The organism is Neisseria gonorrhoeae, from assembly GCF_003315235.1.
GTDB classification, from domain to species: domain Bacteria; phylum Pseudomonadota; class Gammaproteobacteria; order Burkholderiales; family Neisseriaceae; genus Neisseria; species Neisseria gonorrhoeae.
Genome location: NZ_QNRU01000033.1, coordinates 1 through 20,795, shown reverse-complemented (window position 1 = coordinate 20,795; position 20,795 = coordinate 1). Strand labels below are relative to the sequence as shown.

19 protein-coding genes and 3 pseudogenes are annotated in these 20,795 nt (G+C 53.7%); 13 read left to right on the top strand and 9 right to left on the bottom strand.

All coding sequences use genetic code 11. From position 1 onward, the window contains the following. Positions 1–216: pseudogene (locus tag DFR77_RS10790) on the top strand (IS1595 family transposase); the annotation flags it as partial. Between the two features lie 6 nt (positions 217–222). Next, positions 223–1,248 (top strand): annotated as a pseudogene (locus tag DFR77_RS10785) (autotransporter outer membrane beta-barrel domain-containing protein); the annotation flags it as partial. Positions 1,249–1,442: 194 nt separating this feature from the next. Here the strand turns inward: DFR77_RS10785 and DFR77_RS10780 are convergent. Both DFR77_RS10780 and DFR77_RS10775 read right to left on the bottom strand, forming a co-directional pair. Next, positions 1,443–2,099 (bottom strand): response regulator, encoded by a 657-nt coding sequence (locus DFR77_RS10780; RefSeq protein WP_003693075.1) that lies wholly within the window; start codon positions 2,097–2,099, stop codon positions 1,443–1,445. Then, positions 2,096–3,865: a histidine kinase gene (locus DFR77_RS10775; protein WP_003699959.1), complete on the bottom strand. Its 1,770-nt coding sequence runs from the start codon at positions 3,863–3,865 to the stop codon at positions 2,096–2,098. The genes DFR77_RS10780 and DFR77_RS10775 overlap by 4 nt, the downstream gene beginning before the upstream one ends. Before the next feature lie 206 nt (positions 3,866–4,071). Here DFR77_RS10775 and DFR77_RS10770 point away from each other — a divergent pair, with 206 nt between their 5' ends. From DFR77_RS10770 to DFR77_RS10760, 3 genes are all read left to right on the top strand, one after another. Continuing rightward, on the top strand, positions 4,072–4,686 hold the full coding sequence (locus DFR77_RS10770; protein ID WP_003691204.1) for a molybdenum cofactor guanylyltransferase: 615 nt from the start codon (positions 4,072–4,074) through the stop codon (positions 4,684–4,686). 161 nt (positions 4,687–4,847) lie between these two features. After that, a complete protein-coding gene (locus DFR77_RS10765; protein ID WP_010358100.1) occupies positions 4,848–5,465 on the top strand; it encodes a riboflavin synthase in 618 nt (205 codons plus the stop codon). Between the two features lie 7 nt (positions 5,466–5,472). Then, positions 5,473–6,336 (top strand): ATP-binding protein, encoded by an 864-nt coding sequence (locus tag DFR77_RS10760; protein ID WP_003693081.1) that lies wholly within the window; start codon positions 5,473–5,475, stop codon positions 6,334–6,336. 12 nt (positions 6,337–6,348) lie between these two features. On the opposite strand, the gene DFR77_RS10755 is transcribed toward DFR77_RS10760, so the two are convergent. Further along, positions 6,349–6,783: a Spy/CpxP family protein refolding chaperone gene (locus tag DFR77_RS10755; protein WP_003688677.1), complete on the bottom strand. Its 435-nt coding sequence runs from the start codon at positions 6,781–6,783 to the stop codon at positions 6,349–6,351. Positions 6,784–6,928: 145 nt separating this feature from the next. On the opposite strand from DFR77_RS10755, the gene rpe reads away from it, so the two are divergent. Then, the gene (gene rpe / locus DFR77_RS10750; protein ID WP_003688675.1) at positions 6,929–7,612 is read left to right on the top strand and encodes a ribulose-phosphate 3-epimerase; all 684 of its coding nucleotides are present in this window, start codon (positions 6,929–6,931) and stop codon (positions 7,610–7,612) included. A 244-nt stretch (positions 7,613–7,856) separates the two neighbouring features. Here the strand turns inward: rpe and ruvB are convergent, their stop codons facing one another. The 4 genes from ruvB to DFR77_RS10720 form a co-directional block, all read right to left on the bottom strand. After that, a complete protein-coding gene (ruvB, locus tag DFR77_RS10740) occupies positions 7,857–8,888 on the bottom strand; it encodes a Holliday junction branch migration DNA helicase RuvB (protein ID WP_003688673.1) in 1,032 nt (343 codons plus the stop codon). Positions 8,889–8,969: 81 nt separating this feature from the next. After that, positions 8,970–9,278 carry a hypothetical protein gene (locus DFR77_RS10735; RefSeq protein WP_002232489.1) on the bottom strand — a complete coding sequence of 103 codons (309 nt, stop codon included), beginning with the start codon at positions 9,276–9,278 and terminating at the stop codon, positions 8,970–8,972. Positions 9,279–9,696: 418 nt separating this feature from the next. Continuing rightward, entirely contained in the window at positions 9,697–10,929 is a 1,233-nt protein-coding gene (locus DFR77_RS10725; RefSeq protein WP_003691200.1) for a multifunctional CCA addition/repair protein, read from the bottom strand. 78 nt (positions 10,930–11,007) lie between these two features. Further along, positions 11,008–12,636 (bottom strand): ABC-F family ATPase, encoded by a 1,629-nt coding sequence (locus DFR77_RS10720; protein WP_025455940.1) that lies wholly within the window; start codon positions 12,634–12,636, stop codon positions 11,008–11,010. A 149-nt stretch (positions 12,637–12,785) separates the two neighbouring features. On the opposite strand from DFR77_RS10720, the gene DFR77_RS10715 reads away from it, so the two are divergent. The 3 genes from DFR77_RS10715 (at position 12,786) to recR (ending at position 15,431) form a co-directional block, all read left to right on the top strand. Continuing rightward, entirely contained in the window at positions 12,786–13,160 is a 375-nt protein-coding gene (locus DFR77_RS10715) for an arsenate reductase (RefSeq protein WP_003688664.1), read from the top strand. Positions 13,161–13,208: 48 nt separating this feature from the next. Continuing rightward, positions 13,209–14,747 carry a SurA N-terminal domain-containing protein gene (locus DFR77_RS10710; protein WP_003695299.1) on the top strand — a complete coding sequence of 513 codons (1,539 nt, stop codon included), beginning with the start codon at positions 13,209–13,211 and terminating at the stop codon, positions 14,745–14,747. A gap of 66 nt (positions 14,748–14,813) precedes the next feature. Beyond that, positions 14,814–15,431 (top strand): recombination mediator RecR, encoded by a 618-nt coding sequence (gene recR, locus DFR77_RS10705; protein ID WP_003688660.1) that lies wholly within the window; start codon positions 14,814–14,816, stop codon positions 15,429–15,431. A 55-nt stretch (positions 15,432–15,486) separates the two neighbouring features. On the opposite strand, the gene DFR77_RS10700 is transcribed toward recR, so the two are convergent. Continuing rightward, entirely contained in the window at positions 15,487–15,765 is a 279-nt protein-coding gene (locus DFR77_RS10700) for a hypothetical protein (RefSeq protein ID WP_003688659.1), read from the bottom strand. A gap of 225 nt (positions 15,766–15,990) precedes the next feature. On the opposite strand from DFR77_RS10700, the gene DFR77_RS10685 reads away from it, so the two are divergent. The 3 genes from DFR77_RS10685 (at position 15,991) to recD (ending at position 19,738) form a co-directional block, all read left to right on the top strand. Then, the gene (locus DFR77_RS10685) at positions 15,991–17,238 is read left to right on the top strand and encodes a lipoprotein-releasing ABC transporter permease subunit (protein WP_003693086.1); all 1,248 of its coding nucleotides are present in this window, start codon (positions 15,991–15,993) and stop codon (positions 17,236–17,238) included. Continuing rightward, positions 17,231–17,926, top strand: coding sequence for a lipoprotein-releasing ABC transporter ATP-binding protein LolD (gene lolD, locus DFR77_RS10680; RefSeq protein ID WP_003688655.1), 696 nt, complete (start codon positions 17,231–17,233; stop codon positions 17,924–17,926). The genes DFR77_RS10685 and lolD overlap by 8 nt, the downstream gene beginning before the upstream one ends. A 66-nt stretch (positions 17,927–17,992) precedes the next feature. Beyond that, a complete protein-coding gene (gene recD, locus DFR77_RS10675) occupies positions 17,993–19,738 on the top strand; it encodes an exodeoxyribonuclease V subunit alpha (RefSeq protein ID WP_003693088.1) in 1,746 nt (581 codons plus the stop codon). Between the two features lie 71 nt (positions 19,739–19,809). On the opposite strand, the pseudogene DFR77_RS10670 reads toward recD, so the two are convergent. Then, positions 19,810–20,456 (bottom strand): annotated as a pseudogene (locus tag DFR77_RS10670) (methyltransferase); the annotation flags it as partial. A gap of 7 nt (positions 20,457–20,463) precedes the next feature. On the opposite strand from DFR77_RS10670, the gene DFR77_RS10665 reads away from it, so the two are divergent. Further along, positions 20,464–20,795, top strand: a 332-nt coding sequence (locus DFR77_RS10665) for an IS110 family transposase (RefSeq protein ID WP_139593800.1), incomplete at its 3' end; no start/stop codon positions are given.

The window sequence follows — 20,795 nt, the reverse complement described above, 5'->3', positions numbered from 1 at the left end:
CGTTGCCGCATCAACCGTTCCAAGGAATTTGCAGACCGTCGGAACCACATTAACGGCATTGGGAACTTTTGGAATCAGGCAAAACGCGCCTTGCGAAAATACAACGGAATCGACCGCAAACCTTTCCCGCCGTTGTTGAGGGAATGCGAATTTCGACTTAACTCCGGCACACCGTCCCGGCAGCTAAAAATCCTGCGGGATCGGTGTGGAATTTAGGGATAATCTAGTACAGCCCCAATTACATTAATTCATAAACACAGTGATAAAAGCGCAAATAAACCATCAATTTCTGATGGAACTGTTTCTATCCCTGAAGGAGAGATCTTTGGCGCATCTGGTACATTAATCAATCCAGATGGAACAGAAAAATCATTTACAATGCGCTTCCCCCTCCCTATTACCAATGCTGTGCTAAAAATTACAAATGGCGCAATGGAATTCAAATCAGAAGATATTGGAACCATAAAACTAACAAAAGCTACTTTTCACCTAAAAAAAGACACATCATTAACAACACCCGAAGGGACTACATTATTATCAGGCGGCACGCTAACCCTATCTAATACAGGTATTTCTTTATCGGGTACAACTTCTGTATTTGAAAAAGGAACATTCACCAACGGCGGCATCATTACGCTTGCCAATCAATCCTATGCAGACAAACTCACCATTGAAGGAAATTATGTCGGTAAAGACGGTGTGTTAAAAGTCAATACAGAATGGAACTCGCCGGGTGATGATCAAGGAGGAAATTCTCAATCTGATTTACTGGAAATCACAGGCGATGCTTCAGGAAAAACAACGGTCATTTCAGTGGGTAAAGATGGCAAAGAAAATATTATCGACGGTTCGATCGGCGAACTTTCCGACCGCTACAAACGCAGTGCCGCCGTTGTTAAGGTTTTGGGACAAGACAAGGGGGCGGAAACCGGTAAATTAAATATCGAAGACGCTAAACATACCTACACAATGCGCGATACTTTTAGCGGAACTGCCAAAACCACAGGGGCGGGGGAATTGCAATTGGTTTCACACAAAGATGAGGCGGGCGCGACAGAATACTTCTGGACTTTAACCACGCCGAATCAAGATAAAACCATCATCACGCCAAGCGCACCGGCCTACGCACTCGTTCCACGTCAAAACTTGGAATCAGGCTATGCGATGCTGGATACGCTCCACCAACGCCGTGGCGAAAATCAAACCCTTTCTCGGGACAGGCAAGGCAATTATCGGCAGGATGCGGAAGCAACAGACATAAAGGCTACCAAGGCACCGTGGGTGTGAAATATTCTTGGAAATAAACTGCCTAAGCCATTCCGTCCGGGTTACGGCGGTAATGGCGTACTTAAAGGGACGGCACACCGGATGCCGTCCCTTATATATTGCACCCCGTCAAAGGGGCGCATTGCTTTTTTCCTGACCCGATGCCGTCTGAACGTCTATTCCGGCACAGGTTGGGGGACGTTGTGCCGGATGGCGTAAACGGCGGCCTGCACCCGGCTGCTGAGGTTGAGTTTGCGGAGCAGGTTTTGAACGTGGACTTTGACGGTGGATTCGGCAAGATCGAGGTGGCGGGCGATGATTTTGTTGCTGTGTCCTGCGGCGAGATAGCCCAAGATTTCCAGTTCACGAGGGGTAAGTGAGGAGAGTGCCTGCGTCCTTTGGGCAGGTTGGGGGGAAATCAGGCTTTTGACGAGTTTGGCGGTCATCTCGGGCGAGAATACATTATCGCCTTCGGCGGCTTTGCGTATGCTTTCGAGAAGAAAGTCGGCGTTGATGTTTTTCAGCAGGTAGCCGCGCGCGCCGATGCGCATACATTCGGTAAGGTCGTCGCTGTCTTCGGAAACGGTCAGCATAATGACTTCCTGCTGCGGATTGATGCTGATGATTTGGGACAAGGCCTCGCGCCCGTTCATGCCTGGCATATCCAAATCGAGCAGGACGACATCGGGTTGCAGCCGACTGATCATTTTGATGCCCGAGAGTCCGTCTGCGGCTTCGCCGATGACTTCAAAACCGTGTTGGCGCGACAAAAGGGCTTTGATGCCGCTGCGGAAGAGGGTGTGGTCGTCTATCAGGATGATTTTGATGGTCATGGTAGGCTTTCTTTGGGTGCGCCCGTCAATGAGACGGTGGTTCCCTGTTGTGCTTGGGAACGGATTTCTAAAACGGCACGGATGCGTTTGGCACGCTCCTGCATGATGTGCAGTCCGACATGGCTGCCCGTAGGTTCTCCTATTTTCTCCGTGTCGAAACCTTGTCCGTTGTCTTGGATGGTCATGGTAAAGCGTCCGCCGTATTCGGAAAGGGTGAATTTTACATGGGTGGCGCGGGCGTGTTTGCGGATGTTGGACAGGCTTTCTTGCAGGATGAAAATCATTTGGAGCTGCTCGTCCTGTGTAGGCAGGAACGAACCGTTTTCCCAAACGGTTTCGACCGTTATCCCGGTTTGTTGCGTGAAGCGCGCGAACAGGTCGGCAACAGCTTCGGGAAATTCTTTATTGCTGATTTTGGTACGGAAATTGAGCAGCAGTTCGCGGACATCTTCATAACATTCCTGCACGCCTGTTTTGATAAAGCCGATGTTTTCTGCGGCTTCCTCCCGTTTGTTTTCGGCAAAGGCGGTTTCCAGCATCTGTACCTGCAGGTTCAGGAAGGTTAATGCCTGCGCGATGCTGTCGTGCAGCCCCTGTGCAATCAGGTTGCGTTCCTGCAATACGGCAAGCAGACGTTTTTCTTCCTCCTGTTTCGCCCCGGCGAGCGATACGCCCAATTGCCGAATCAGGGTTTGAAGCAGCGTGCGGTCGTCTCCGGTGAGGGAAGTGCCGTCTGAAAAGCCGAGCGAAAGCATGCCCAGTTTCTCGTTTTGATATTCGATGGGGAAGGTTTCGTCATGGTATTTTTCCAAAGGGGGCTTTTTGCCGTGTTCGGCCGTATGGACGGAAATGTCTGTGTCGGAACCGTTTTCCAGGCAGATGTTGCCGGATTGCGCGCCGACGGCGGGCAGGATGTGGTTCAAAAATTCTTCCGCCGCCTGTCGCGGCGTATAGGATTGATGCAGGTCGCGCGTGGTCCGGTACAGCAGGGTCAGGTTGCGGTTTTGCTTTTCAAGGTTGTGGGTTTGTTCGGCAACCTGTCCTTCCAAATCATCGTATAAAGTCTTCAGCCTGAGCGCCATTTGGTTGAAACACCGCCCGACCTGTTTGAATTCGGGCGTACCGTCTTCGGGAACAGGGATGTCGAAATGCCGCTGACCGATGCGTTCCGCACCTTCCCTTAACGCCTGCAGCGGACGGATAACCCAAATCTGGTGCCAAAAAAGCATCAGCACGGACGACACCAGCGTCATCAGCATAATGACCCATTGAAACCGCCTGAGCCACCAAGTGTTTTTTTCGCCGGCATTTTCCAACGCCTGCAAAAACAGTTCGATATTGCCGGCAAAGCGGTAAAGCTCGATTTGTGTGGGGCGGCGGTATGCCTGCAACGGGGGGAGGATGTTGGCCTGCCAGTCGATAATCAGCATGGACTGTATCAAATCGTAGGCAAGGGGATTGTCGGAGGGAATCAGCGGATGGATGGCATCGCTTTGGGAAATGCGTTTTAAACTTTTTTCAAATTCGGCAATCTGATTGTCGATTTGTGCGCGGGGCGAGCCTTCGCCCGCCATATAGGCAAGCCGGTATGCCTGCATCTTCAGATTGCCCGCCTCTTCGATGACCGAGGCGGCATTTTCCAGGCGGAAAGAAAGCAGCAGAGTTAAAACGACAGACAGTGCCGCCAAACCGACCCACAAGCCGGTCAGGAGTTTCAGGCGCAGGGAAAGGGGGATGCCGTCTGAAAATCGGGTTGGCAGTATCATATTCGGAGGAAAGTCGTTTTAAACGGTGCAAACAATATCATTCTTTGGAATTAGAAACAACTGCTCAGAAAGGACAGGTTAAGGAAAACTTAAGCCTCAATGCTTTCAGTGTTAAATCACGTTATGATAAAATTCAAATAACATGAATTTATACGACGCCGTTTTCAAACGCGCTTCTAAAATATCGGAAACGGCAGACTGAAACTATGAAAACCTCAAACTTTCCCAAAAGCCCGCCCGCATTAAAAACGTTCGCATTGATTTTGGCAGGAGGCCTGGCCGACCGTATGGGCGGGGAAGACAAAGGGCTGGCACTGTTGGAAGGCAGACCGCTGATTGACCGCGTTATCGGTAAAATCAGGCCGCAGGTCAGCCATATCGTCATCAGTGCCAACCGGAATTTGGAAGAATACGCCCGCCGCAGCCCGCATGTTTTTCCGGATGCCCGGCAGTGGCAGCATTTCGGCCCGCTTTCGGCATTGTGTACCGCAGCCAACGATTTGCAGTTGGCGGCGGCCGATTGGCTGCTGATTGTACCTTGCGATATGCCGTATCTGCCGGACGATTTGGTCGCGCGCTTTGAAAGCGTCTCCAAACGCACACCGTTGTGCAATGCGTTTTATGTGGAAACGCCGGTAACGATGCACTACAACATTATGTATATCCGTCCGCAAATTCTGCAAAGCGCGATTCCTTATCTGTTTTCGGGTATGAAAACATTAAGAAGCTGGTTGCAGCAGCAAAGGGCGCGGCCGGTCAGATTCGAGTTTGACGGGCATTTTGCCGACTTGAACACGCAAACCGATTTGCAGGAGGGATAAGTGCAAGACCGCCGACCGGCGCGGAAAGGAAAGGTCAAGGCGTACCGGGCGGTTTTTGCCCGAACCGGAGGCACAATGCCGTCTGAAGGAGTTTCAGACGGCATTTTTCGCGGGGAAATGCTACAATTTGCACTATTTTACCGAGACAGGAAAACAGGATTATGTTTACAGGCATTGTTCAAGGATTGGGAAAACTGACGGCAATCCACCGCCCGTCGGAGGCGTTTCAGACTTATGTCGTCGAGCTTCCGCAAGAGGCGGCAGAAAACCTGCAACACGGCGCATCGGTCGCCAATAACGGCTGCTGCCTGACGATTACTGAAATCGAAGGAAACCGCGTCAGCTTCGATTTAATGGCAGAAACTTTGGCAAAAACCAATTTGGGGCTGCTGAAGGAAGGCGATTGCGTCAACATCGAACGGGCGGCACGTTTCGGCGACGAAATCGGCGGACACGTCATGAGCGGACACATTATGGCAACCGTGCCCATTGTCGAAATCGAACGGGACGGGTTCAACCGCACGGTTTGGTTTGCGCTCCCGCACGAACTCAAACCCTATATCCTGACCAAAGGGTTCGTCGGCTTGGACGGTTGCAGCCTGACCATAGGCAAAGTCGAAGACAGCCGTTTCAATGTCCATCTGATTCCCGAAACTTTGGAACGGACGCTGTTCGGCAGCAGAAAGGCCGGAGACAGGATCAACATCGAAATCGATCCGAATACGCAGGCAATCGTCGACACCGTCGAACGGCTGATGGCGCAAAGATATGCAAAGTGAGGTAGAGATGGAATTGAACGAATTTCTCGATAAAGCCTATGCCGTTTTGCGGCGTTTGGATGCCGTGCTTCCGCCCGAACCCGGGCATACGGATTGGAACGCGCTTGCCTTCCGCTGGCAGAGTGCGGGCAAAAAAGGTTTTTTGGAACACTTGCCCGATCCGCACGTTTTCCCTTTGTCGCGGCTTGCCGGAGTCGGCAGGCAGACCGAATTGCTGGTGCGTAATACCGAACAATTTATTGCCGGCAGACCTGCGAATAACGTATTGATGAGCGGCGCGCGCGGAACAGGCAAATCCTCGCTGGTCAAAGCCCTGCTGCACGAATATGCGGATAAGGGATTGCGCCTGATCGAAGTCGATAAAAGCGATTTGATCGGCCTGCCGTATCTGTTGACACTTTTGAAGGAACGCCCGGAAAAATTCATTGTGTTTTGCGACGATTTGTCATTTGAAAGCGGCGACGAAACCTATAAGGCATTGAAAACGGCATTGGATGGCGGTCTGTCCCAACGTTGCGCCAACGTGATGGTGTACGCGACTTCCAACAGACGGCATCTGATGCCCGAATATTTGGATGAAAATGCAGGTACGACAGGCGTGCGCGGAGAAATCCATCAAAAAGAGGCCGTGGAAGAAAAAGTATCTTTGTCCGACCGATTCGGATTGTGGCTCAGTTTTTATCCGTTCGATCAAAACGATTATCTGGCGGCAGTGCGAAGCTGGTTGGAAGATTTTGATGTGCCATATGACGAAGCCGCCCGGACGGCGGCGTTGCAGTGGGCGCAGATGCGGGGCAACCGCTCGGGACGTTCCGCTTGGCAGTTTGCCTGCGACTGGGCGGGCAGGCTGCCGGAGCAACGTGCGCCGTGAGTGTTTCGGGGATTATTTGAGGCAGGAAGAAAGCCACATTTGCTGCTGTTGCGGTGTGAGAATATGGAAGAAGCGGTGTTGGATTTCCAATTCGTCCACCGCAAAATCCATGCTGGAGTGGTAGCGGCTTTCGACATAATCGCGCGCCTCGTTCCGATTAAAAACATCCGAAGAAATGATTTCGACGACAGAGCGGCGGCGGCTGTGTTCGGAATGCATAACCTTCAAACGCGCCCTGTCGCCCGCCATTTTGAAGGCGGCGCGGATTTTACGCAGCTCATTGTGCTGACCCTGTGTCAGCCCGAGCCGGCGTATGTCGCAGTTCGGTTGAAAATCGTTCGGGGGGATATAAGCCGTGGCGGCGTGGGAAAGCTGGCAGGAAAGCAAAGCCATACTTAAAAAAGAGGCGGCAGGTTTGGCAAAACGGCAGGGAGCAGGCAGCGGCACGGCTTTTCCTTTAATCCGGATATTTCGGACAATATACTTGATTGCCGTGTGAAAGATGGTATTATGGCAGTTAACTTTTGTTAATAATGCTGTTTCGAGGCTTTCCCGCGTTGAGTCCGCCCATAAAGGCATTGAAGGAAAAAATATGACCGCCTACCGTATCGCACCCAGTATTTTGTCGGCAGACTTTGCCCGCCTCGGAGAAGAGGTGGCAAATGTCATTGCGGCGGGTGCGGATCTGATCCATTTTGACGTGATGGACAACCATTATGTGCCGAACCTGACCTTCGGACCTATGGTCTGCGCGGCGTTGAAGCCTTATGCAAGCGTGCCGATCGATGTGCATCTGATGGTCGAACCCGTTGACGATTTAATTCAATCGTTTGCCAAAGCAGGAGCATCGATTATCACTTTCCATCCCGAAGCGAGCCGCCATATCGACCGCAGCTTGAGCCTGATTCGGGACATGGGCTGTCAGGCGGGGCTGGTGTTGAATCCGGCAACGCCCGTATATGTGTTGGAAAACGTGTTGGACAGGCTGGATATGGTTTTGCTGATGTCGGTCAACCCCGGGTTCGGCGGTCAGAGCTTCATTCCGCACACTTTGGAAAAAATCAGACAGGTTCGCGCCATGCTTGACCGCTATGAAGGGAAAAGCGGCAGACGTATTGCCATTGAAGTGGACGGCGGCATCAAAACTGACAATATTGCCGCCGTTGCCCGAGCCGGTGCGGATACCTTTGTTGCCGGTTCGGCGATTTTCGGCAAACCGGATTACAAGGCGGTAATCGCTGCGATGAGGGCGGAACTGGAAAAAGCGGCAGGCTGAACCTTGAGCCAATGATTGAAATAGAAATGCCGTCTGAAAATTAGCTCTGTTTCAGACAGCATTGCGTTATTTTTCAACCGGCAGCCAGACGGGTTTCAACCGTTTGCCAGGGAAACAGTTATTTTCATCGGGGAGAATCTGTCCTGCCGGACAAAAGGTTTCTGTTAAGTGATGAAACCGGTGCCGGTGCAAACGTCTGATAACAATGCCGTATGAAACCCGGTTCGGTTTCAGACGGCATGGTTTATTTTTCGACGGGCAGCCCGAAATGCAGGTAGGCGCGTTCGGTCGCCATCCTGCCGCGCGGGGTGCGTTGCAAAAAGCCTTGTTGGATGAGGTAGGGTTCGATAACGTCTTCGATGGTGTCCGTAGATTCGCCGATGGCGGCGGCAACGTTGTCCAAACCGACGGGGCCGCCGCCGAATTTGTGCAAAACGGCTTCGAGGAATTTCCTGTCCATCACGTCCAGCCCCTGCGCGTCCACGTCCAGCATACTTAAAGCGGCATCGGCGACGGCGGCATCGATTACGCCGTTGTTTTTCACGTCGGCGAAATCGCGCACGCGGCGCAACAGGCGGTTGGCGATGCGGGGCGTGCCGCGGCTGCGTTTGGCGACTTCCATCGCGCCTTCTTCGTCCATATCGAGCTGCAACAGTTGTGCCGAACGGCTGACGATGGTGGTAAGGTCGCGGTTTTCGTAAAACTCGAGGCGGGAGACGATGCCGAAGCGGTCGCGCAACGGGTTGGTCAGCATACCGGCGCGGGTGGTCGCGCCGACGAGGGTGAAGGGCGGCAGGTCGATTTTGACGGAACGTGCGGCGGGTCCTTCGCCTATCATAATGTCGAGCCGGTAGTCTTCGAGCGCGGGATAGAGGATTTCCTCGACGACGGGGCTTAGCCGGTGGATTTCGTCGATAAACAATACGTCGTGCGGATCAAGGTTGGTCAAAAGGGCGGCGAGGTCGCCGGCGCGTTCGAGGACGGGGCCGCTGGTTTGGCGCAAATTTACGCCCAACTCTTTGGCGATGATGTGGGCAAGGGTGGTTTTGCCCAGTCCGGGCGGGCCGAAAAGCAGGACGTGGTCGAGTGCTTCGCCGCGTTTTTTGGCGGCTTGGATGAAGATGGCGAGCTGCTCTTTGGCTTTATGCTGCCCGATGTAGTCGTCCAGCGTTTTGGGGCGGAGGGCGCGTTCGAGCAGTTCTTCCTGTGCGGAGGCGGTTTGGGCGGCAACGATGCGTTGCGGTTGCGCGGCGGTCAGGTTGTCGGTTTGCAGCATAGTGTTCCCTTTGTCGGGTATGCCGTCCGAACGGTCGGCGGCGTTTCAGACGGCATTGAAAAGATAACGGTCAAAAGCGTTTTATCCGCGTGTTTCGCGCCAAACGAGATAGTCGCGCAGGGGCGGCATAGGCGGGTTGATGCAGTGGGGGCAGATGCCGGTGGTGTCTTCGTCGTCGCTGTCGATGTGGTAGGCGTTGGGATCGAAGCGCACCTGCTGCATTACCGCCTGCGCCAATGCCTGCGCCTGAACAACGTCGAAATTGAATTTTTCGAGGATTTCGTTCAACAGGCGGATTTCCCCGCCGCTGAATTCCGCGCTATGTTTGAGGATGAGGCGTTGATAATCTTCGTTGTTGATTTTAGGCAATAAATCGGTTTTCAGGGTCATGATTTTATGTCGGGGGCGGAATGGCTGAAGGATGGATTATAGCGGATATGGCGGCGGCTGTTTCAAAACCCGGCCCGGATGCCGCCTTCAAAACTTCGGACTGCGTCTAAGGTTGCGCGGTTTGCCTGCCCGAAACACGCAAACCCTATCCCATAACTTGGCGGCGGAATAAAAATAAACGGCTGTGTTTGAATACCCGCTTGATTCCATCCGTTTGCAAGGGGAAAGCCGGCTGTTTCCGTCCGGATAGAAATCGGTTCCGTTGAACAAAAGGTATTTTTGTCCGACTAATCAGGCCTGCATCAAGGGAATATTAAAAGGCAGCCGAATAAATCGATGTCATCCATCCCTTTCTCCGACGCTGTTTCGGCAATGCGGGCGAACCTCAAAAGATGCCGCGTTTGGCGTTTTCTTTTTCCTACGCGCCCCGAAACGCTTTTTGCAGCGGGGCGATTTGCGCCAGCCGCGCCCGGTCGATTTGTTCGGCGATAAAGTGCGCTTTTCCCTGCGCGCGGCATTCGGCGGCGATTTTGCCCGAATCCGCCTGATTGGCGGCTTCGAGCAGGGCGAGCCAGTGCGCGCGTTGCGGGTAGGGCGTGTGTTCGCGTTTCAGACGGCCTTGCGTGTCGGCAATGCAGACGTTCAATGCCGTCTGAAAACGCTCGGGACGGCGGAAGGCATCGGTTTTTTTCAATACGTTCAGAATGGTTTGGCTTTTAAGCTGTCCGACTTGGTGGAAAATAATGTGCCAACGGCAAACCAATTCGGCAAGCTCGGCACACTGCCTCGGCGCGCGCAGCCGTTGATTGACTTCGCGCACGGGTTCTACGCCGTTGATGTCGTGTCCGTGGTGGCGCGGCAGGATGTCGGGCGGCGTTTTGGCTTTGCCCAAGTCGTGCAGCAGGGCGGCATAGCGTTCGGGCAGGCTCAAACCCATATCGGCGGCGCGTTGCAGCGTCATCAGGGTATGGATGCCGCTGTCGATTTCGGGATGGTAGTCGGCGCGTTGCGGCACGCCGAAGAGGGCGTCGACTTCGGGCAGCAAGACTTTGAGCACGCCGCATTCGCGCAACATTTCAATCATTTTGCGCGGATTTTTTTCCATCAAACCTTTCGCCAACTCCTGCCAGACGCGTTCGGCAACCAATGCGTCCGCTTCGCCGTTTTCCACCATCTGCCGCATCAGCTTTATGGTTTCTTCGGCGATTTCAAAGCCGTAACGCGCGGCAAAGCGGGCGGCACGAAGGATGCGGACGGGATCTTCGGCGAAGGCGGGCGAGACGTGGCGCAAAATGCCTGCCGCCAAATCCCGTTGCCCGCCGAAAGGGTCGATAATCTTGCCGTCCGCATCTTGCGCCATCGCGTTGATGGTCAGGTCGCGGCGCATCAAGTCCTGTTCCAGCGTAACGTCTTTGTCGGCGTGGAAACTGAAACCGGCGTAACCCTTGGCGGTTTTGCGTTCGGTGCGGGCTAGGGCGTATTCTTCGTGCGTTTTGGGATGGAGGAATACAGGAAAATCTTTGCCGACCGGCTGGAAACCTTGCGCCAACATGGTTTGCGCGTCTGCGCCGACGACCACCCAATCGCGGTCTTTGACGGGCAGGCCCAAAAGATAATCGCGGACGGCGCCGCCGACGAGGTAAGTCTGCATATGCTTCCTATTTTAAAGTTATCAACAATGCCGTCTGAAGCGGCTTCAGACGGCATTGTTTCAACCGGAGGGGTGCGCTTATGCTACGCCTTTTTTCTCGAGATAGCTTTCGTAATCGCCCAAGTAGTGTTCATATCCGCCTTTGCCGTCCAGTTCGATGATTTGGGTTGCCAGGGAGGAAACGAACTGACGGTCGTGGGAGACGAAAATCAGCGTGCCGTTGTATTTGTCCAGTGCCATGTTCAGCGATTCGATGCTTTCCATGTCCATATGGTTGGTCGGTTCGTCCATGACCAAGACATTGGGTTTCAACAGCAACAGTTTGCCGTAAAGCATACGGCCTTTTTCGCCGCCGGAGAGAACTTTCACTTTTTTTACCACGTCGTTGCTGCCGAAAAGCAAACGCCCCAAAGTGCCTCGGATGACTTGTTCGTCGTCGCCTTCCCGACCCCATTGGCGCATCCATTCGCTCAAGTCCATATCGACGTCAAAGTCGTTTTCATGGTCTTGCGGATAGTAGCCGACACTGGCTTTTTCCGCCCATTTGATGCTGCCTTCGTCCGGCAACAGGCCGTCTGAATATTCGGGGTTGTACGCGCCGGCCAAGAGTTTCAGCAAGGTAGATTTACCTGCGCCGTTCGGGCCGATGATGGCGAGGCGTTGGCCTGCTTCAAGGATGAAGTTGAGGTTTCTAAACAACTGGGTTTCAAAGCGTTTGGCCAGTTTTTCAACTTCCACAGCCTGACGGTGCAGCTTGGCTTTTTCATCGGCTTCAAAACGGATATACGGGTTTTGACGGGTAGAAGGTTTGACTTCGACCATTTCCGATTTGATTTTGTCGGCCTGTTTCAGACGGCTGGTTGCCTGACGGGCTTTGGATTTATTGGCGGAAAAACGGGCAACGAATTCTTGCAGCTCTTGCAGTTTCTCTTTGGCTTTGGCATTGTCTTTCAGGGCGCGCTCACGCGATTGGGCGGAAGCGAGCATATAGTCGTCGTAGTTGCCCGGATAAATAGTGATGGTGTTGTAGTCCAAATCCGCCATGTGGGTGCAAACTTCGTTCAAGAAGTGGCGGTCGTGCGAGATGATGATCATGGTGGAGTCGTATTGGTTCAACACGCCTTCCAGCCAGCGGATGGTATTGATGTCCAAGTTGTTGGTCGGTTCGTCCAAGAGCAATACATCCGGCTTGGAGAACAGCGCCTGCGCCAGCAATACGCGCAGTTTGAAGCCCGGGGCGACTTCCGCCATTTTCGCATTGTGCAAATCTTCGGAAATGCCCACGCCGCTTAATAATTCGGCGGCGCGCGCTTCGGCGGTGTAGCCGTCGTATTCGGCGAACTTGGCTTCCAGTTCGGCGGCTTTCATGTAGTCGTCTTCGGTGGCTTCGGGATTGGCGTAAATCGCATCGCGCTCGGTCATCGCCGCCCACATTTCGGTATGCCCCATCATCACCACGTCCAGCACGCGCATGTCTTCGTAGGCAAACTGGTCTTGGCGCAATTTACCCAAACGCACGCCGTTTTCAATCGCCACTTCGCCGACGGTCTGTTCCAAATCGCCGCCGAGGATTTTCATGAAGGTGGATTTGCCCGAACCGTTCGCGCCGATCAAGCCGTAGCGGTTGCCTTCGCCGAATTTTACGGATACGTTTTCAAACAGCGGCTTCGCGCCGAACTGCATGGTAATGCCGTTGGTAGAAATCATTATGGGTAAAACCCTTATTGAACAAGAGATTAAATTTTTCGAATTTTCGGATTGTAACATAACCGCCCCGCCGTCTGAAACAGACGGGCAAATTTTCAGACACTTATAGTAAAATATCGGTTTTATTATTTCAGGCAAAAGGTTTCCAAATGATAATCCTTCACGGCATTCCAAATTGCGACACAGTCAAAAAAGCCAAAAACAGGCTTGCCGGATACGGCTTGGAGTTTGGGTTTCGGGATTTCAAAAAACAGATGCCGTCTGAAGCGGAAATCTGCTCGTGGCTGGAACAAGTGCCTTTGGCAACCCTGTTCAACAAACGCGGGACAAGCTGGCGCAAACTCGATGCCGAAACACAGCAAAAAGCCCTGTCCTCGACGGCGGAGGCCGTCAAACTGATGTCCGAAATGCCGAGCCTGATCAAGCGTCCCGTATTGGAGTGCGGCAGCAGGGTTTACGTCGGCTTCAGCGAAGAAACCTACGACGGCATCTTCAACCGGCAAGCCCCGTGCAGACAGGGATAAAAACCGTTACAATACCCGACTTGAATTTCCCATTCCCAATCTGAAAATATGTTCCATTCCATCGAAAAATACAGAACACCCGCCCAAGTCTTATTAGGCCTGATTGCATTAACTTTTGTCGGCTTCGGCGTCAGCACGGTTTCCCATCCGGGCGCCGACTACATCGTCCAAGTGGGCGACGAAAAAATCAGCGAGCACTCAATCAACAACGCCATGCAGAACGAGCAGGCGGACGGCGGCAGCCCTTGGCGCGACGCGGTGTTCCAATCCCTGCTGCAACGCGCCTACCTGAAACAGGGTGCGAAGCTGATGGGCATTTCGGTTTCTTCCGAACAAATCAAGCAGATGATTGTGGACGATCCCAATTTCCACGACGCAAACGGCAAATTCAGTCACGCGCTTTTGAGTCAATACCTGTCGCAACGCCATATGTCTGAAGACCAGTTTGTCGAAGAAATCCGCGATCAGTTTGCCTTGCAGAATTTGGTAAGCCTCGTCCAAAACGGCGTATTGGTCGGCGACGCGCAGGCGGAACAGCTGATCAGGCTGACGCAGGTCAACCGCACCATCCGTTCGCACACTTTCAACCCCGACGAGTTCATCGCCCAAGTCAAAGCGTCTGAAGCCGATTTGCAGAAATTTTATAATGCGAACAAAAAAGACTATCTGCTGCCGCAGGCGGTCAAATTGGAATATGTCGCCTTGAATCTGAAGGATTTTGCAGACAAGCAGACCGTCAGTGAAACGGAAGTGAAAAATGCGTTTGAAGAGCGCGTGGCGCGTTTGCCGGCACATGAAGCCAAACCTTCTTTCGAGCAGGAAAAAGCCGCCGTCGAAAACGAATTGAAAATGAAAAAGGCGGTTGCCGACTTCAACAAGGCAAAAGAAAAGCTGGGCGACGATGCGTTCAATCATCCCTCCTCGCTTGCCGAAGCCGCCAAAAACAGCGGTTTGAAAGTGGAAACCCAAGAAACTTGGCTGAGCAGGCAGGACGCACAAATGTCCGGCATGCCCGAAAACCTAATCAATGCCGTATTCAGCGACGACGTATTGAAGAAAAAACACAATTCCGAAGTGCTGACCATCAACAGCGAAACCGCGTGGGTCGTCCGCGCCAAAGAAGTCCGCGAAGAAAAAAACCTACTGTTTGAAGAAGCCAAAGATGCGGTGCGTCAGGCCTATATCCGTACCGAAGCCGCCAAACTTGCCGAAAACAAGGCAAAAGAAGTGCTTACCCAACTGAACGGCGGCAAGGCAGTTGACGTGAAATGGTCGGAAGTGTCCGTTTTGGGCGCGCAGCAGGCAAGGCAGTCCATGCCGCCCGAGGCTTATGCGGAACTGCTGAAAGCAAAACCGGCAAACGGCAAACCCGCCTATGTCAGACTGACCGGTCTGCCGGCACCCGTGATTGTCGAGGTGCAGGCAGTCACGCCTCCGGAGGATATTGCCGCACAGCTTCCTCCTGCGAAACAGGCTTTGGCGCAACAGCAGTCTGCCAATACTTTCGACCTGCTGATCCGCTATTTCAACGGAAAAATCAAACAGACTAAAGGAGCACAATCGGTTGACAACGGCGATGGTCAGTAATTGACACTTTTGTTGACAACATAACGGTCGGAATATTCCGACCGTTTTCCCATATGGCGGAGTATGATGAATTCCAAAAAACAGGATGCATTCCAACGCCTGATCGGTGCGCTGAAAGTATTGCCCAACGTCGGGCCGAAATCGGCACAGCGGATGGCGTACCATCTGTTGCAGCAAAAGCGCAAAGAGGCTGAAGAGCTGGTGGATGCCTTACAGACGGCATTGAGGCAGGTTCGCCATTGCGCAAGGTGCAATACATTTTGCGAAGGCGGATTGTGCGATATTTGTGCCGATGAAACACGCGACGGGCGGCGGCTGATGGTGGTGCATATGCCTGCCGACGTGTCGAATATAGAAGCGGCAAACTGCCACGACGGGCTGTATTTCGTCCTGATGGGGCAAATCAATACGGCATTGGGAATGGACGTATCCGCCATCGCATTGGACAGGCTGGCGCAACGGCTGGACGGCGGGGAAATCGAAGAAATCATTATCGCGACCGCCTTTACCGCAGAAGGCAATGCCACAGCGTATGTCCTGTCCGAGTTTTTCAAAAACCTGCCTTACAAGGTCAGCAGGCTGTCGCAGGGCATCCCATTGGGCGGCGAATTGGAATATGTCGATGCGGGAACGCTGGCGCAGGCGGTGTACGAACGGCGTCTGATTAAAGAAGGCGGGGCGTAACGCCGCCAATGCAAAATGCCGTCTGAAGCCTTCAGACGGCATTTTTTCGGGCGGTTTACTTGCAGTTGAGCCCTTGAATCTGCAAAGTGCCCCCGCTGCCGACCGTAAAGACGCACTGCGCCGCGCTGCTGCCGGAAACGGTAATGCTGCCGCTGCCGCCGTTCAGGCTGACAGGTTCCTTAACGCCCATACCGACTGCCGTTGCCGCCAGCTTTTGCGCGTCGGCTTCGGAATAAGGCGTGTTGTTGGCATCGATTTTGATTTCTTTGGCATAGGCTGTCGAAACAGTAAAAACGGCAACAGCACACAAAGCGGAGATTTTCCTGATATTCATTGTTTTCCTTAAAGAAAAGGTTTTGTTTCAAGAGAAGGATAGGGTAGTTCGGCGCGTTGTGCAAGTTTTCCGTCCTGTTTTTCCGAATTTGCCACATACCGCGTCTTTATTTACACAGCCTGCCGTTCGGACGCTGCCGGGGTTTTACGGTACAATAAACTTTTGCCGCCTCCCCCAAACCGCCGTCCGGGGCGGCACGTTTGCAGACATTTTTAAGGTAGCGTTATGTTTTCTCTAGAGGCTTGGATAGGCTTGAGGTATCTCAGGGCGAAAAAGCGCAACGGCTTTATGTCGTTTATCACGATGGTTTCGATTGCCGGAATCGCCTTGGGCGTAACCGCGCTGATTGTCGTCTTGTCGGTTATGAACGGCTTTCAGAAAGAAATACGCGGGCAGCTCCTGAATGTCGCGCCGCACGCCGAAATCGGCTATATCGACAATACGGATACGGATTGGCGCAACCTGCTTCGGTTTGCCGAAAACCGCAAAGGCATTTTGGCTGCCGCACCCTATGTTTCCAATCAGGCATTGCTGGCAAACGCGGGCGAAATCAGGGGCGTTCAGATACGCGGCATTTTGCCGTCTGAAGAGCGCAAAGTGGTGGAATACGGCGACAAAATGCCGGCAGGCAAGTTTGAAGACCTGATTCCGGGCGAGTTTGACATTATCCTCGGTGTCGGTTTGGCGGAGGCTTTGGGGGCGGAAGTCGGCGGCAAGGTTACGGTAATTACGCCGGAGGGCAACGTTACCCCTGCCGGAATCGTGCCGCGCCTGAAGCAGTTTACCGTGGTCGGCCTGGTCAAGACGGGTGTTTACGAAGTGGACAACTCATTGGCGATGACGCATATCCAAGACGCGCGCGTACTGTACCGCTTGGATAAGGAAGTTGCGGGGCTGCGGCTGAAGCTTGCCGATCCGCAAAACGCCCCCGCCTTGACGGCAACGCTGATTCCGGAGGCGCAAAGGGACACGGTTTGGGTGCGCGATTGGACGTACAGCAACCGCAGCTATTTTGAAGCGGTCGAACTGGAAAAACGGATGATGTTCATTATCCTGACGCTGATTATCGCCGTGGCGGCGTTCAACCTTGTCTCTTCCTTGGTGATGGCGGTTACGGAAAAGCAGGCGGACATTGCGATTTTGCGGACTTTGGGTCTTTCCCCTGCCGGCGTGATGAAGATTTTTATGGTGCAGGGCGCGTTTTCAGGCTTTTTCGGCACGCTGGCGGGTGTGGTCTGCGGCGTGCTTTGGGGTTGGAACGTCGGCAGGGTCGTGGCGTTTTTTGAAAACCTGCTCGGTGTCCACCTCATCAATTCGCAGGTTTATTTTATCGACTACCTGCCCAGTGATGTCGATATGGGCGACGTTGCCCTGATTGCCTGCATTTCCTTGGGGCTGTCTTTCGTGGCGACACTGTACCCGAGCTGGCGCGCGTCAAAAACCCAACCGGCGGAGGCTTTGCGTTATGAGTGATTTGATTTTGAAATGCGAAGGCGTGGGCAAACGCTACCGTGACGGCGGTTTGGACGTTCCGGTGCTGTACGGCTTGGATTTGGAAATCCGCACGGGGGAAAGCACCGGCATCATCGGCTCTTCGGGTAGCGGCAAATCGACGCTGCTGCATATTTTGGGCGGGCTGGATATGCCGTCTGAAGGCAGGGTGCTGCTGATGGGCGAGGATTTGCGTGCCTTAAACCAGCGGCGTTTGGGCGATTTGCGCAACCGCCATCTCGGTTTCGTGTACCAGTTCCATCATCTTCTGCCTGAATTTTCGGCACTGGAAAACGTGATGATGCCGCTTCTGATCGGCAAAAAAAGCCGTAAAGAGGCGGTAGAAACGGCAATGGCGATGCTCGACAAGGTCGGACTGAAACACCGTTCGACGCACCGTGCGGGCGAATTGTCCGGCGGCGAACGCCAGCGTGCCGCCATTGCGCGCGCCTTGGTTACGCAACCCAAATGCCTGCTTGCCGACGAACCGACCGGTAACCTCGACCGGGCAAACGCAAGGAATGTTTTGGATATGATGCTGGAACTGAAAACGGAATTGGGAACGGGGCTGGTGGTCGTAACGCACGACGACGAACTCGCCGGCCGCTTCGAGCGCGTGATGGTCATGAAAGACGGCAGCCTGCACCCCAGACAGGGCGCAAACGCCTAAACAGCCGAAACAACACGCACCGTCTGAAGCCCCGTGCCTTCAGACGGCATTTCGACAAGGAATACGATGGAACTGCAGACAGATGAATTTGCCCAAGCGGCGGCAAGGGCGGCAATCCGTTTTTTGGAACGCTATGCGGGTTCGGGCAACGAAGTGCTTGCAAACTGTACCGAACGCCTGTTTCAGGCATTGCAAAACGGTCATTCGTTTATCCGTTTGAGCGGGGACGAGGCTGACGCGCTGTCGGCACTCGCACCCGTGGTCGGAACATCCGCCGCGCCTTTGATTTTGGAAGGCAGAAGGCTGTTTTTGGGCAGGATGTGGCAGTTGGAATACGATTTGGCTGCCGAAATAAAACGCTTGGCGGCAGCCGGCACGTCCGCCCCCGACGCGGCAGGCGCGCGGCAAAACCTCGCAAAATGGTTTCAAGGCGCGGGAAGCGAAGGACAGCGCGATGCGGCCGCCTTGGCACTGTTGCAGTTTTTTATGGTGATTACCGGAGGGCCGGGAACGGGCAAAACGACAACGGTTGCCAAACTGCTGGCACTGATTTGCGGTGAAAACGAAAATCTTCCCCATATCGCGCTTGCCGCACCGACGGGCAAAGCGGCGGCACATATGGCGCGCGCACTGCACCGTGCAATCAACGGTTTTGACGCGCCGGAGGCCGTCCGCCGCCATTTGCTCAAACTGGAAGGGCAAACCGTCCACCGACTGCTTAAGCTGAGCCCGCCCAAAATGCAGGCGGCGTTCGACCATATCCGTCCGCTGCCGTTCGACGTGCTGATTGTCGATGAAGCCTCCATGTTGGATACCGCATTGATGCTGCAACTTTTGAAAGCGGTCAAAACCGGCGCGCGCGTGATTCTGCTGGGCGATGAAAACCAGCTCCCGTCCGTCGGAATCGGGGCGGTGCTGTCCGTTTTGTCGCAAAAAACCGTTTTGGACGGAGAAACGCACCAAAGGCTGGCCGGTTTCCTTCCGGAACACGGTTTCAGCGTCAGCGCAAATCCGCCCGTGTTGGCGCAAAACACCGCCCATCTGTCGTTCAGCCACCGCTTCGGCGACAACAGCGGCATCGGCTGCCTTGCCCGTGCCGTCGTATCGGGCGATGAAGGGGCGTGGGCATTGTTTGACCGGTTTCCGGACGAACTGGAACATTCGGAATGCAGTCCGAACGCTCGGGTCGAAAGGTTGTACCGGGCGCACAAAGCCTATTGGCAGGCGGTAAAAGACGGCAATATCGAAGCCGCATACGCAGGTATCTCGGATATCGTGGTTCTGGCAGCTTGGCGGCAGGATGCGGAAGACTTCAACGAAGCCTATTGCAGCTATGTACGCCGCAAAATGAACATACCGGAACATTTGGCCTATTTCGCCGGAGAGCCGATTATGATCAGACAGAACGACTACGCGCTTGAGCTGTTCAACGGCGACATCGGACTGATTATGGAAGATGTCGGACGGCAGGGCAGCCTTGCCGCCTATTTTGCCGATGCGGACGGATTTAAAAAGGTAGCGGTAAGCTGCCTGCCCGAATTTGAACCCGCATTCGCCATGACCGTCCACAAAAGCCAAGGTTCGGAATATCGGGAAGTCTGGCTGCTGCCGCCTTCCGACGCACCTTCGGACGAAGGGGACGATGCATTGTCCGGATTGAGTAAGGAGCTGTTATATACCGCCATTACCCGCGCCAGGGAAAAATTCGTATTTTTCGGCGGCAAAAAGACATTTTGTCAGGCGGTAAACACCGTCAAAGTCCGTCAGACGGCGTTGGACAGTATGCTTGAGCGGGTATTTTCACAAGAATAATCCGCCCGAATGATGCCGTGCCGGCGGCGCGGGCGTTCCGATGCCTACCGTCGGAAGCACGCCACCGCCCCTTATGCCTTTTTCAAACGGCACAGGAAAGTAGTTTCCCTGTTTCGGGCAAAAGCCAGCGGATCGTTCGAATCGGCAGCTTTTTTGTGAACCGGTTTGGTTTTCAAAACATCCTCAACACGCAAACCCGCCCGGATAAATGCCTTTTCCAAAAAGTCGGCAGACCGCAGCCCCAAATGCACGGCGAGGTCGGAAATGATAAGACGGATTTCTCCGTCGGGATTCAGATGTTTGGCGCATCACGCAAAAACGCAGCCAGCATCGCAGATTCGGGGTCGTATAACGCGGATTCGACGGCGGAAGTCGGCTTGGCGGGAAGCCGGGGCGGATTGCAGACAATCAGGTCGGCAAACCCTTCGGGAAATAAATCGGTTTCGCGGATTTCAACCTGTTTTTCAAAACCCAAACGGGCAATATTGGCACGGGCGCAGGCAACCGCCCTCGGATTGGTATCCGTGCCGATGACGGAAGGAATGCCCTGTTTCGCCAAAATGGCGGCAAGTACGCCCGAGCCCGTCCCGATATCGAATGCCGTCTGAAAACCCGTTGACGGCGCATGGGCAAGCAGGTCGAGATATTCGCCGCGCAACGGCGAGAATACGCCGAAAGGAACGTGTATGCTGCCGCCCAACTGCGGAACGGCAACCCCTTATATATTGCGTAACACTGTAGGATTGGACATATCCAAGCTGACATTTGACGCAACGGCCATTGTCGGCAATGCCGAATATTCGGCAAAGTTTGACAACGATTCAAAAGGTTTAGATCAGTTTTCGGACCGGTTGAAAAGCTTGGGATGTCAGAATCTGCATATCTGCATGGAGGCAACCGGCAATTATTATGAAGAAGTTGCCGACTACTTCGCGCAGTATTACAGCGTTTACGTAGTGAATCCGCTGAAAATAAGCAAGTATGCAGAAAGCAGGTTCAAACGCACCAAAACAGGCAAACAGGATGCAAAGCTGATAGCGCAGTATTGCCGGTCGGC

Excerpts from the sequence above, each read along its gene's own strand:
- DFR77_RS10715 (WP_003688664.1), top strand. The coding sequence starts at position 12,786 with ATGATAATCCTTCACGGCATTCCAAATTGCGACACAGTCAAAAAAGCC.
- rpe (WP_003688675.1), top strand. The coding sequence starts at position 6,929 with ATGACCGCCTACCGTATCGCACCCAGTATTTTGTCGGCAGACTTTGCC.
- DFR77_RS10770 (WP_003691204.1), top strand. The coding sequence starts at position 4,072 with ATGAAAACCTCAAACTTTCCCAAAAGCCCGCCCGCATTAAAAACGTTC.
- DFR77_RS10775 (WP_003699959.1), bottom strand. The coding sequence starts at position 3,865 with ATGATACTGCCAACCCGATTTTCAGACGGCATCCCCCTTTCCCTGCGC.
- DFR77_RS10760 (WP_003693081.1), top strand. The coding sequence starts at position 5,473 with ATGGAATTGAACGAATTTCTCGATAAAGCCTATGCCGTTTTGCGGCGT.
- DFR77_RS10735 (WP_002232489.1), bottom strand. The coding sequence starts at position 9,278 with ATGACCCTGAAAACCGATTTATTGCCTAAAATCAACAACGAAGATTAT.
- DFR77_RS10685 (WP_003693086.1), top strand. The coding sequence starts at position 15,991 with ATGTTTTCTCTAGAGGCTTGGATAGGCTTGAGGTATCTCAGGGCGAAA.
- DFR77_RS10710 (WP_003695299.1), top strand. The coding sequence starts at position 13,209 with ATGTTCCATTCCATCGAAAAATACAGAACACCCGCCCAAGTCTTATTA.
- DFR77_RS10700 (WP_003688659.1), bottom strand. The coding sequence starts at position 15,765 with ATGAATATCAGGAAAATCTCCGCTTTGTGTGCTGTTGCCGTTTTTACT.
- recD (WP_003693088.1), top strand. The coding sequence starts at position 17,993 with ATGGAACTGCAGACAGATGAATTTGCCCAAGCGGCGGCAAGGGCGGCA.
- DFR77_RS10765 (WP_010358100.1), top strand. The coding sequence starts at position 4,848 with ATGTTTACAGGCATTGTTCAAGGATTGGGAAAACTGACGGCAATCCAC.
- recR (WP_003688660.1), top strand. The coding sequence starts at position 14,814 with ATGAATTCCAAAAAACAGGATGCATTCCAACGCCTGATCGGTGCGCTG.
- DFR77_RS10720 (WP_025455940.1), bottom strand. The coding sequence starts at position 12,636 with ATGATTTCTACCAACGGCATTACCATGCAGTTCGGCGCGAAGCCGCTG.
- lolD (WP_003688655.1), top strand. The coding sequence starts at position 17,231 with ATGAGTGATTTGATTTTGAAATGCGAAGGCGTGGGCAAACGCTACCGT.
- DFR77_RS10780 (WP_003693075.1), bottom strand. The coding sequence starts at position 2,099 with ATGACCATCAAAATCATCCTGATAGACGACCACACCCTCTTCCGCAGC.
- DFR77_RS10725 (WP_003691200.1), bottom strand. The coding sequence starts at position 10,929 with ATGCAGACTTACCTCGTCGGCGGCGCCGTCCGCGATTATCTTTTGGGC.
- ruvB (WP_003688673.1), bottom strand. The coding sequence starts at position 8,888 with ATGCTGCAAACCGACAACCTGACCGCCGCGCAACCGCAACGCATCGTT.